The organism is Flavobacterium sp. NRK F10, from assembly GCF_024054235.1.
GTDB lineage: Bacteria > Bacteroidota > Bacteroidia > Flavobacteriales > Flavobacteriaceae > Flavobacterium > Flavobacterium sediminis.
On record NZ_JAMXLC010000001.1, the window covers coordinates 1919365 to 1931135 of the forward strand.

The following is an 11771-nucleotide window of genomic DNA, read 5'->3' on the forward strand; positions in this document are numbered from 1 at the left end:
TTATGTCGTCTCATTACGAAGCACCCATTAGAAAACCTTTAGTGGTAGGAAACAAATCTTATCACGATGTTACGGTAGATGTTGCAAAACCGGTAGAAGGTCGAGCAAATAAGCAATGGTGGATTGTATTCTCGATAGCATTTGCTGCTTTCTTATACGGTTTAGGCTGTATGATTTATACAGTATCTACTGGTATTGGTACTTGGGGTTTAAATAAAACAATTGGCTGGGCCTGGGATATCACTAACTTCGTTTGGTGGGTAGGTATTGGTCACGCCGGAACACTTATCTCTGCTGTATTATTATTATTCCGTCAAAAATGGAGAATGGCTATTAACCGTTCTGCAGAAGCAATGACGATTTTCTCGGTAATGCAGGCAGGTTTATTCCCGATCATTCACATGGGGCGTCCATGGTTAGGATATTGGGTGTTACCTATTCCGAATCAATTCGGTTCTTTATGGGTGAATTTTAACTCTCCGTTATTGTGGGACGTATTTGCAATCTCAACGTATTTGTCGGTATCATTAGTTTTCTGGTGGACTGGTTTATTACCTGACTTTGCTATGCTTCGCGATAGAGCGGTTACTCCTTTTACAAAAAGAGTTTATTCTACATTATCATTCGGTTGGAGTGGTAGAGCAAAAGACTGGCAACGTTTTGAAGAGGTTTCTCTTGTGTTAGCCGGTTTAGCAACGCCTCTTGTACTTTCAGTACACACGATCGTATCATTTGACTTCGCAACATCGGTTATTCCGGGATGGCATACTACAATCTTGCCGCCTTACTTCGTTGCAGGAGCTATTTTCTCAGGATTTGCCATGGTACAGACCTTGTTGATCATCATGAGAAAAGTATCACAACTTGAAGATTATATTACCTTACAACACATTGAATTGATGAATCTTATTATTATGATTACAGGTTCAATCGTAGGTACAGCTTATATTACTGAGTTATTCATTGCTTGGTATTCAGGAGTTGAGTATGAACAATATGCGTTTTTAAACAGAGCTACAGGACCTTACTGGTGGGCATACTTATGTATGATGAGCTTTAATGTTGTTTCGCCTCAGGTAATGTGGTTTAAAAAGATCAGAACAAGCATTGCAGCTTCATTTGTTATATCGATCATTGTAAATATCGGTATGTGGTTTGAGCGTTTTGTAATCATTGTTTCGTCATTACATAGAGATTATTTACCTTCTTCATGGACAATGTTCCAACCAACTTTTGTGGATGCAGGTATTTATATAGGAACTATTGGATTCTTCTTTGTATTGTTCTTATTGTACTCAAGAAGTTTCCCTGTAATTGCACAGGCTGAAGTTAAGACTATTTTGAAGTCTTCAGGTGATAATTACAAAAGAGAGAGAGAATTAAACGATCACAATCATTCTGATAATCATTAATATCATGAGTAATAAAGTTATACACGCTATATATAATGATGATGATGTGTTAATGGATGCTGTTAAACAAACAAGAGCAGCTCATCATCATATTGAAGAGGTTTATACACCTTTTCCGGTTCACGGTTTAGATAAAGCTATGGGCTTAGCGCCAACAAGAATTGCAATTGCTTCGTTCATTTATGGTTTAATCGGATTGTCTTTTGCAGCTACATTGATGAATTATATAATGATCGTTGATTGGCCACAGGATATTGGTGGTAAACCAAGTTTTAGTTTTATTGATAACATGCCGGCATTCGTGCCTATTATGTTTGAGTTGACTGTTTTCTTTGCAGCTCACTTAATGGTAATTACATTCTACATGAGAAGTAAATTATGGCCATTTAAAAAAGCTGAAAACCCGGATGTAAGAACTACTGATGATCATTTCTTAATGGAAGTTGGTGTTCATGGTGATGAAGAAGAATTAGTTTCTTTCTTTAAGTCTACAGGAGCAGTTGAAGTAAAAGTAATTGAAAAGCATTAACAAGTATGAAAAGCTTATATAAAATTGTAGCTGTAGTTGGTCTATCAATTGTTGCAACTTCTTGTTTCAACAAGAACAAGCCTAACTATCAATTTTTCCCGAACATGTATGAAGCGGTTCCTTACGAGACCTATTCAGAGCATGAAGTTTTTAAAGGAGGTAAAGAAGGTCTGTTGCCGGTAGAAGGAACTATCAAGAGGGGGTTTGTGCCTTATGAAATTCCGAATACTCCCGAAGGATACACTTTGGCAAAGGAAACTTTGAAATCCCCATTAGATTCTTTAGCGTTAGATACTGAAAAAGGTAAGGCGTTATTTAATATCTATTGTGCTATTTGCCACGGCGAAAAAGGCGATGGTAAAGGAACTTTAGTGAAAAGAGAAAAATTCTTAGGGGTACCTAACTATAAAGATAGAGAAATTACAGAAGGTAGTATTTATCACGTAATAACTTATGGATTAAATGCCATGGGATCTCATGCTAATCAATTGTCTCAAGAAGAAAGATGGCAAGTAGCAGATTACGTTTTAAAACTAAAATCAGAATTATAATTGTAAAACACTTTTGAAAATAATTGATATGTACACGTTTTCAAGTAAATTAAAAACTTTTTCTTTGATTTTGATGGTGATTGGAGCTATCGGGATTGGAGTAGGTTTTTGGAGTGCACCAAAAACTGTAGAAGAAGTTGAAACGATCTTATTAGAAGAAAGCCATGGTCATCATGATCAAGTAGCTTCTCACGATGCGCATGCAGCACATGACGCACACGCTGATGCTGCTCATCAGGAACATGTGAACCATGTTTTCCACCAATTGCAAAACAAACCTTGGGCTGCTTTTTATGTAGCTTGTATTTTCTTTATGTTGCTGAGTGTTGGTGTTCTGGCTTTTTATGCAATTCAACAAGTAGCATTAGCAGGGTGGTCTCCGATACTTTTCAGAGTTATGGAAGGTATTACGGCTTATTTATTACCCGGTTCAGTAATCTTCTTGTTGGTTTTGGTTCTTTCAGGAGTACACATGAACCACTTGTTTACATGGATGGATCCTGAAGTAGTTGCTAATGACCATTTAATCCAAGGAAAATCAGGTTACTTGAATGTTGCATTTTTCTTAATCAGAGCCGTATTATTTTTAGGTGTTTGGAATTTATATAGATTCTTTTCAAGAAAGAACTCTATTGCACAAGATAATGCAGATGGTGTGAGTTTTTATAAAAAGAATTTTAAAATGGCCGCATCATTCTTAGTGTTCTTCATCGTTTCTGAGTCATTAATGTCTTGGGATTGGATTATGTCACTAGATCCGCATTGGTATAGTACTTTATTTGCTTGGTATGTTTTTGCTAGCTTCTTTGTTAGTGGTATCACAGCTATAGCAATGGTTACTATTTATTTAAAATCTAAAGGCTATTTAGAGCAAGTGAATACCAGTCATATTCATGATTTAGCTAAATTCATGTTTGGTATCAGTATTTTCTGGACTTACCTATGGTTCTCTCAGTTTATGTTGATTTGGTATTCAGATATTCCGGAAGAGGTTACTTATTTCGTAACCAGAATCGAACATTACAAATTACCGTTCTTCGGTATGTTAGTAATGAACTTTGTCTTCCCGTTATTGATCCTTGTTAATACAGACTTTAAACGTTTGTCTTGGATTGTAGTTATGGCAGGTATTGTAATTTTAGCAGGTCACTACGTTGATTTTTATAACATGGTGATGCCGGCTACAGTTGGTGACCAATGGTTCATCGGATTACCTGAAATTAGTGCTATCTTATTTTTCTTAGGATTGTTTATTTTTGTAGTGTTCACTGCATTGACAAAAGCACCTTTAGTAGCAAAAGGAAATCCGTTAATGGAAGAAAGCAAACATTTTCATTATTAATATTTAAAGAAATAAACAAATGACAGGTTTATTGGTATTTATTATTTTAGTTTTAGTCGGAGTTGCCATTTGGCAGTTAACTAAAATATTTGATTTAACTCAAGTTGGTGCAGCTAGTACAGAAGTTGCTGATGATAGAGATAATAGTGTTAACGGATATTTAATGTTTGCATTCGTTGGGTTTATATATATATTTACTATATACTCAATTTATGCTTGGGGACATCTGGTTTTAGGTACACCGGCTTCAGAACATGGCCCTGATTATGATAACTTAATGGCTATTTCATTGGTTATTATATTTATTGTACAAACAATTACACAGTTCTTGTTGCATTATTTTGCTTTTAAATATAGAGGAAAACAAGGTCAGAAAGCTTTATATTTTGCTGATAACAGTAAATTAGAAGCAGTTTGGACAATTATTCCCGTAATTACTTTGGCAGGTTTGATCTTATACGGATTGTATACTTGGAATAACATTATGTTCTATGATAATGAAGAGGATGTAATGTATGTAGAAGTATATGCTAAACAATTCGGATGGGAAGTTAGATATTCCGGTACTGATAATACTTTAGGTAAAGCGAATGTTCGTTTTATTGAAGGTATCAATACTTTGGGAGTTGATTTGGCTGATCCTGCTGCACAAGACGATAAAGTAACAAACGAATTACACTTACCAAAAGGTAAAAAAGTAGTTTTTAAGTTCCGTTCACAAGATGTTCTTCACTCGGCTTATATGCCTCACTTTAGAGCTCAAATGAACTGTGTTCCGGGTATGATTACACAATTTACGTATGTTCCTACTGTAACAACAGCAGATATGCGTGAAGATGATAATATAAAAGAAAACGTAGCTAGAATTAATGAAATTAGAGCTAAAAAGAGTAAAGAACTTGAAGCAAAAGGAGAATCTGCTTTAGAGCCTTATACATTTGATTATTTATTACTGTGTAATAAGATTTGTGGGGCTTCTCACTACAACATGCAAATGAAGATTGTAGTTGAAACTCCGGAAGAATTCAAAGCTTGGTTAGCAGAAAAGCCTACATTGGCTTCACAATGGAAAGAGGCTAATGCTCCTGCTGAAACGGCTCCTGTAGTTCCGGAAGTTATGGAAACAGTAGTGGATACAACTAAAGTTTTAGCTCAAAATTTAAATTAATTAGATCAATAATATAGAATTATAGATTATGTCAGCACTAGAACACGGTCATCACAAACAAACGTTCATAACAAAATATATTTTTAGTTATGATCACAAGATGATTGCTAAGCAATATTTGATTACTGGTTTGGTAATGGGTATCGTAGGTATCTTATTATCGATTTTATTCCGTTTGCAGATTGCTTGGCCTGAAGAATCATTTGGAATATTTAAAGTTTTATTAGGTGAAAAATTTGCTCCTGACGGAGTAATGCGTCAAGATATTTACTTAGCATTGGTAACAATACACGGTACCATTATGGTATTCTTCGTGTTAACTGCCGGATTAAGTGGTACGTTCAGTAACTTGTTAATTCCATTGCAGATCGGTGCAAGAGATATGGCTTCCGGTTTTATGAATATGCTTTCATACTGGTTGTTCTTCCTTTCTTGTGTTATCATGTTGAGTTCACTATTCATTGAGTCAGGTCCTGCTTCAGCAGGTTGGACAATTTATCCGCCGTTGAGTGCATTACCGCAAGCAATTCCGGGTTCAGGTCTTGGTATGACGCTTTGGTTAGTAGCTATGGCAATTTTCATTGCATCTTCTTTAATGGGATCATTGAATTATATTGTTACAGTAATTAATTTGAGAACTGAAGGTATGTCAATGACAAGATTACCATTGACAGTTTGGACTTTGTTCGTAACAGCGATCATCGGTGTTGTTTCATTCCCGGTATTGTTCTCTGCTGCTCTTTTGTTGATCTTTGACAGAAGCTTCGGTACATCATTCTATTTATCAGACATCTTTATTTCAGGTGAAGTACTACACTACCAAGGAGGTTCTCCGGTATTGTTCGAACACTTATTCTGGTTCTTAGGTCACCCTGAAGTATATATTGTATTATTGCCGGCTTTAGGTATTACCTCTGAAATTATTGCAACAAACTCAAGAAAGCCTATCTTTGGTTACCGAGCAATGATTGCTTCTGTTTTAGCAATCGCTTTCTTGTCAACTATCGTTTGGGGTCACCACATGTTCGTGTCAGGTATGAATCCTTTCTTAGGATCTGTGTTTACTTTCACAACGTTATTGATCGCAATTCCTTCAGCAGTAAAAGCATTTAATTATATCACTACCTTATGGAAAGGTAACTTACAGTTAAATCCTGCTATGTTGTTCTCTATCGGATTAGTTTCAACATTTATTACGGGTGGTTTAACAGGTATTATTTTAGGAGATAGTACATTAGATATTAATGTTCACGATACATATTTCGTTGTAGCTCACTTCCACTTAGTAATGGGTATCTCTGCACTTTACGGTTTCTTTGCCGGAGTGTATCACTGGTTCCCTAAGATGTTCGGGCGTATGATGAATAAAAATTTAGGTTATGTTCATTTTTGGGTAACTGCAGTTTGTGCTTACGGAGTATTCTTCCCGATGCACTTCTTAGGAATGGCTGGTTTACCACGTCGTTACTATACAAATTCAGCTTTCCCTTTATTTGATGAATTAGCTGACGTTAATGTGTTGATTACTGTATTTGCAATTGTAGGTTCGATCTTCCAAATCGTTTTCTTCTGGAATTTCTTCTACAGCATGTTCTACGGTAAAAAAGCAACAGAAAATCCTTGGAAAGCTAACACCTTAGAATGGACTACTCCGGTAGAGCACATTCACGGAAACTGGCCGGGAGAATTACCGGTAGTTCACCGTTGGGCTTATGATTATAGTAAACCAGGGCATGAGGATGATTTTGTACCGCAAAATGTTCCTATGAAAGAAGGAGAAGAAGAATTACATCACTAAATTCATAATAGCGTTAATAAAGAAAACCTTTCCGATTGGAAAGGTTTTTTGTTTTATCTTTGCTGATATTTGATGATTATGAACGAAAATTTGGATCCGAATAAAGAACGTTTTACGCCTCAGGAAATAGATATAGAAAGAGCTTTACGGCCACTTTCTTTTGATGATTTTGCCGGGCAGGATCAGGTTTTGGAAAACTTGAAGGTCTTTGTTCAGGCTGCCAATCTGAGAGATGATGCTCTGGATCATACATTGTTTCATGGGCCACCGGGTTTGGGGAAAACAACATTGGCTAACATCTTGGCAAATGAACTAGGAGTAGGGATTAAGATTACTTCAGGTCCGGTTTTAGATAAGCCAGGAGATTTAGCCGGATTGTTGACTAATTTGGAGGAACGGGATATTCTGTTTATCGATGAGATCCATCGTTTAAGTCCGGTTGTGGAGGAATACCTTTATTCTGCTATGGAGGATTATAAAATTGATATAATGATAGAAACAGGACCTAATGCACGTACGGTTCAGATCAATTTAAATCCTTTTACTCTGGTTGGAGCTACAACGCGTTCCGGATTGTTGACTGCACCGATGAGAGCTCGTTTCGGGATTCAAAGTCGTTTACAATATTATAATACTGAATTACTGACAACAATTGTGCAACGTAGTGCCTCTATTTTGAAAATGCCTATATCAATGGAAGCAGCAATCGAAATCGCAGGAAGAAGTCGGGGGACACCTCGTATTGCTAATGCTTTATTGAGAAGAGTTCGCGATTTTGCACAAATAAAAGGGAATGGAAAAATAGACATTGAGATCGCTAAATTTGCTTTGAGAGCTCTAAATGTTGATGCACACGGATTGGATGAAATGGATAATAAGATATTGACAACCGTTATAGATAAATTCAAAGGAGGTCCTGTCGGTTTAACAACTTTGGCTACAGCAGTTTCAGAAAGCGGTGAAACGATTGAAGAAGTATATGAGCCGTTTCTGATTCAAGAAGGGTTTATTATCAGAACTCCTAGAGGTCGAGAAGTCACAGAGAAAGCTTACAAGCATTTAGGAAGGATAAAAGGGTTTAATCAAGGAGAATTGTTTTAAATTGATTAACAACAAAGAAAAATATTCACAATTAATCAAAGCCGAATCGAAAAGACTCGGCTTTTTGTCTTGTGGTATAGCTAAAGCAGATTTTTTGGAAGAGGAAGCGCCCCGATTAGAAAAATGGCTGAAAGAACAACGAAACGGAGAGATGGGCTACATGGAGAATCATTTTGATAAACGTTTAGACCCGCGTTTATTAGTTGAAGGTTCAAAAAGCGTCATTTCATTAGTATTGAATTATTACCCGGAAGAAAAACAACGTAACGACTCCTATAAAATCTCCAAATATGCTTACGGAGAAGATTATCACTTTGTTATAAAAGACAAATTAAGACAATTGTTAGATTTTGTCCAATCTGAGGTCGGAGAGGTCAATGGGCGTTATTTTGTGGATTCAGCGCCGGTTTTAGATAAAGCTTGGGCGGCTAAGGCAGGCTTAGGTTGGATTGGAAAGAATGCTAATCTTATAACAAAAGGGATTGGCTCTTTTTATTTTATTGCTGAACTGATTATTGATCTGGAATTGGACTATGATTCACCTACAACTGATCATTGCGGAACTTGTACGGCGTGTATTGACGCTTGCCCTACTGAAGCGATTATGGCACCCTATGTAGTTGACGGAAGTAAGTGTATCTCTTATTTTACCATTGAATTAAAAGGAGCACTACCGGAAGATGTTAAAGGAACATTTGACGATTGGTTCTTCGGTTGTGACACCTGTCAGGATGTTTGCCCTTGGAATCGATTCGCAAAGCCACACAATGAGCCTGCCTTTGAGCCTAATTTTAACTTGTTACATTTTACAAAGAATGATTGGGAAAACCTATCGAAAGAGGCATTCAATCAACTATTTAAAAAATCAGCAGTTAAGAGAACAAAATACGAAGGACTTGTAAGAAATATTAAATTTTTAAAAGAGTAGTCCTAAAATTTTTTTCTTTCAAAGCTTATTTTAACTTTGTAAGTTCATATAAAACTTATTATATGCATAAAGATACAAAAAGAAGAGAAGCTTTATTATACCACGCTAAACCCGTACCGGGGAAAATAGAAGTGGTACCTACTAAGAAATATGCAACACAGAGAGACTTATCATTAGCCTATTCACCGGGAGTTGCTGAACCCTGTTTAGAGATTAAAAAAGACGTAAATAACGTTTATAAATATACTACAAAAGGAAATTTAGTAGCCGTGATTTCTAACGGAACTGCCGTTTTAGGTCTGGGCGACATCGGAGCAGAAGCCTCAAAACCCGTGATGGAAGGAAAAGGCTTACTTTTTAAGATTTTTGCCGGTATTGATGTATTTGATATTGAAGTAGGAACTAAAGATATAGAAGAGTTCATTCAGACGGTAAAAAATATTGCACCTACATTCGGAGGGATCAATCTGGAAGACATTAAAGCACCTGAATCCTTTGAGATTGAAAGAAGATTGGTAGAGGAATTGAATATTCCTGTTATGCACGATGATCAACACGGAACAGCGATCATTTCGTCAGCGGCCTTGTTGAATGCTTTGGAATTAGCCGAAAAGGAAATCGATAAGATTAAATTAGTAGTTTCCGGAGCAGGATCAGCAGCCTTAGCTTGTGCTAACCTTTATGTACTGTTAGGTGTAAAAAGAGAAAATATCTACATGTTTGATAAAGACGGCATGTTGACAACCAACAGAACGGATTTATTAGACGTTCAAATGCAATATGCTAAAGACTGCGAGCCTATGACATTAAGCGAAGTCATAAAAGGAGCTGATATGTTTTTAGGGTTGTCAGTAGGGAATGTGCTGACGCCGGATATGCTTTTGGCAATGAATAACGATCCGATTGTATTTGCTATGGCAAATCCGGTGCCGGAGGTCGATTATAATCTGGCGGTAAGCACACGTAAAGATATTATTATGGCAACCGGACGTTCTGATTTTCCTAATCAGGTGAATAATGTGCTAGGTTTTCCTTATATTTTCAGAGGTGCGTTAGACGTAAGAGCGACTAAAATTAATGAGGAGATGAAGATGGCAGCCGTTCACGCTTTGGCGAATCTGACAAAATCACCGGTTCCGGAGCAAGTGAATATTGCTTACGGAGAAACAAAATTAACATTCGGTAGAGATTATATCATTCCTAAACCTTTTGATCCGAGATTGATCGCAACCGTAGCTCCGGCTGTAGCAAAAGCGGCTATGGATTCGGGCGTAGCTCAAATGGAGATTTTAGATTGGGAAAAATATGAAATTGAGTTGTTAGATCGTTTAGGAGCAGATAATAAAATGCTTCGTTTGCTGATGAATAGAGCTAAAACAGATCCGAAACGAGTTGTTTTTGCTGAAGCTGATCAGTTAGATGTTTTAAAAGCGGCTCAGATAGTTTATGAAGAAGGAATAGGGATTCCGGTTTTGTTAGGAAATAAAGAAACTATTCAGGAGTTAAAATCGGAAATAGGTTTTGATGCTAATGTGGCAATTTTAGATCCTAAGACTAAGGATGAAGACGAAACAAGAAAACGTTACGCTAATTCATTCTGGAAAAAACAACAACGAAAAGGAGTTACGCTTTTAGAAGCCGAAAAATGGATGAGAGAGCGCAATTATTTTGCCCTTATGATGGTTAATGAGGGAGAAGCAGATGCTTTGGTGACAGGGTATTCCAGAAGTTATCCGGCGGTTGTGAAACCTGTTATGGAACTGATTCCTAAAGCGGCAGGGGTTTCAAAAATTGCAACAACCAATTTAATGATGACAAAGCGCGGTCCGCTTTTCTTGGCAGATACAGCAATTAATCCGGATCCTAGTGCGGAAGATTTAGCAAAAATAGCCTTAATGACAGCTAAGACGGTTAGAATGTTTGGTATGGAACCGATCATGGCAATGGTATCTTTTTCAAATTTCGGTTCTTCCTCAAAAGAAACGGCTAAAAAAATCAGAGAAGCAGTAGCTTATTTGCATAAAAATAATCCGGAACTGATCGTAGACGGAGAAATTCAAACGGACTTTGCATTAAATTCTGAGATGTTGAAAAGTAAATTCCCGTTCTCTAAATTGGTGAATAAAAAAGTAAATACGTTGATCTTCCCTAATCTGGATGCGGCTAATATTACTTATAAATTGATGAAGGAATTAAATGAATCTGAATCCATTGGGCCTATCGTTTTAGGATTAGATAAACCGGTTCACATTTTCCAATTAGGAGCCAGTGTTGAAGAAATGGTAAATATGGCGGCGGTAGCTGTTGTTGATGCTCAGGAAAAAGAGAGAAAAAATAAACATACAGAAAAATAATTTATAATGATAACCCATATTCAAGGAAGATTAGTCGAAAAAACACCTACTGATGTTGTGATTGATTGCAATGGAGTGGGTTATCTTATTAATATTTCACTTCACACATATTCTTTACTTCCAGATTCTGAAAATTTAAAGTTATTTACTTTTTTACAGATTAAAGAAGATGCACATACACTATACGGTTTTGTTGAAAAACAAGAAAGAGAATTGTTTAAATTGCTTTTATCGGTTTCAGGAGTAGGTGCAAGTACAGCGAGAACAATGTTGTCTTCCATTCCGCCCACTCATATTATTCAGGCAATCGCATCAAATGATGTGGCCACTATTCAAGGGATAAAAGGGATCGGAGCTAAGACAGCACAGCGTATCATATTGGATTTAAAAGAAAAAGTGTTAAAAGTTTACAATTTAGACGATGTTTCGGTTGTTGTAGACAATACAAATAAAGAAGAAGCGTTATCAGCATTAGAAGTTTTAGGTTTTGCCAGAAAAGCTGCTGAAAAAGCAATTGACAAAGTTTTTAGAGATGTCCCAAATGCCTCAGTAGAACAATTAATTAAAGAAGCATTAAAAAATTTATAA

Annotated in this window: 10 protein-coding genes; all 10 read left to right on the plus strand. The window is 36.6% G+C overall.

Features of this window, described 5'->3' with window-relative positions; genetic code table 11:
• Window positions 1-2 precede the first annotated feature (2 nt).
• The 10 genes from nrfD (at window position 3) to ruvA (ending at window position 11771) form a co-directional block, all read left to right on the plus strand.
• Complete coding sequence (gene nrfD / locus NHF50_RS08770) at window positions 3-1412, plus strand: NrfD/PsrC family molybdoenzyme membrane anchor subunit (protein ID WP_109569330.1); 1410 nt, start codon at window positions 3-5, stop codon at window positions 1410-1412.
• Between the two features lie 4 nt (window positions 1413-1416).
• Window positions 1417-1941 (plus strand): DUF3341 domain-containing protein, encoded by a 525-nt coding sequence (locus tag NHF50_RS08775; RefSeq protein WP_109569331.1) that lies wholly within the window; start codon window positions 1417-1419, stop codon window positions 1939-1941.
• 5 nt (window positions 1942-1946) lie between these two features.
• Entirely contained in the window at window positions 1947-2492 is a 546-nt protein-coding gene (locus NHF50_RS08780) for a cytochrome c (protein ID WP_109569332.1), read from the plus strand.
• Window positions 2493-2520: 28 nt separating this feature from the next.
• Window positions 2521-3834, plus strand: coding sequence for a quinol:cytochrome C oxidoreductase (locus NHF50_RS08785; protein WP_252775875.1), 1314 nt, complete (start codon window positions 2521-2523; stop codon window positions 3832-3834).
• A 19-nt stretch (window positions 3835-3853) separates the two neighbouring features.
• Window positions 3854-5002 carry a cytochrome c oxidase subunit II gene (locus tag NHF50_RS08790; protein ID WP_252775878.1) on the plus strand — a complete coding sequence of 383 codons (1149 nt, stop codon included), beginning with the start codon at window positions 3854-3856 and terminating at the stop codon, window positions 5000-5002.
• Window positions 5003-5030: 28 nt separating this feature from the next.
• Window positions 5031-6800: a cbb3-type cytochrome c oxidase subunit I gene (locus NHF50_RS08795; RefSeq protein WP_109569335.1), complete on the plus strand. Its 1770-nt coding sequence runs from the start codon at window positions 5031-5033 to the stop codon at window positions 6798-6800.
• A 78-nt stretch (window positions 6801-6878) separates the two neighbouring features.
• A complete protein-coding gene (gene ruvB, locus NHF50_RS08800; protein ID WP_109569336.1) occupies window positions 6879-7901 on the plus strand; it encodes a Holliday junction branch migration DNA helicase RuvB in 1023 nt (340 codons plus the stop codon).
• A 1-nt stretch (window position 7902) separates the two neighbouring features.
• Entirely contained in the window at window positions 7903-8829 is a 927-nt protein-coding gene (queG, locus tag NHF50_RS08805; protein ID WP_252775880.1) for a tRNA epoxyqueuosine(34) reductase QueG, read from the plus strand.
• 62 nt (window positions 8830-8891) lie between these two features.
• Window positions 8892-11183, plus strand: a complete 2292-nt coding sequence (locus NHF50_RS08810) for an NADP-dependent malic enzyme (protein ID WP_109569343.1) — start codon at window positions 8892-8894, stop codon at window positions 11181-11183.
• A 6-nt stretch (window positions 11184-11189) separates the two neighbouring features.
• Window positions 11190-11771, plus strand: coding sequence for a Holliday junction branch migration protein RuvA (gene ruvA, locus NHF50_RS08815; protein ID WP_109569344.1), 582 nt, complete (start codon window positions 11190-11192; stop codon window positions 11769-11771).

Bases quoted from the DNA above. Each gene is read 5' to 3' on its own strand.
- nrfD (WP_109569330.1), top strand. From the start codon at position 3: ATGTCGTCTCATTACGAAGCACCCATTAGAAAACCTTTAGTGGTAGGA.
- NHF50_RS08775 (WP_109569331.1), top strand. From the start codon at position 1,417: ATGAGTAATAAAGTTATACACGCTATATATAATGATGATGATGTGTTA.
- NHF50_RS08780 (WP_109569332.1), top strand. From the start codon at position 1,947: ATGAAAAGCTTATATAAAATTGTAGCTGTAGTTGGTCTATCAATTGTT.
- NHF50_RS08785 (WP_252775875.1), top strand. From the start codon at position 2,521: ATGTACACGTTTTCAAGTAAATTAAAAACTTTTTCTTTGATTTTGATG.
- NHF50_RS08790 (WP_252775878.1), top strand. From the start codon at position 3,854: ATGACAGGTTTATTGGTATTTATTATTTTAGTTTTAGTCGGAGTTGCC.
- NHF50_RS08795 (WP_109569335.1), top strand. From the start codon at position 5,031: ATGTCAGCACTAGAACACGGTCATCACAAACAAACGTTCATAACAAAA.
- ruvB (WP_109569336.1), top strand. From the start codon at position 6,879: ATGAACGAAAATTTGGATCCGAATAAAGAACGTTTTACGCCTCAGGAA.
- NHF50_RS08810 (WP_109569343.1), top strand. From the start codon at position 8,892: ATGCATAAAGATACAAAAAGAAGAGAAGCTTTATTATACCACGCTAAA.
- ruvA (WP_109569344.1), top strand. From the start codon at position 11,190: ATGATAACCCATATTCAAGGAAGATTAGTCGAAAAAACACCTACTGAT.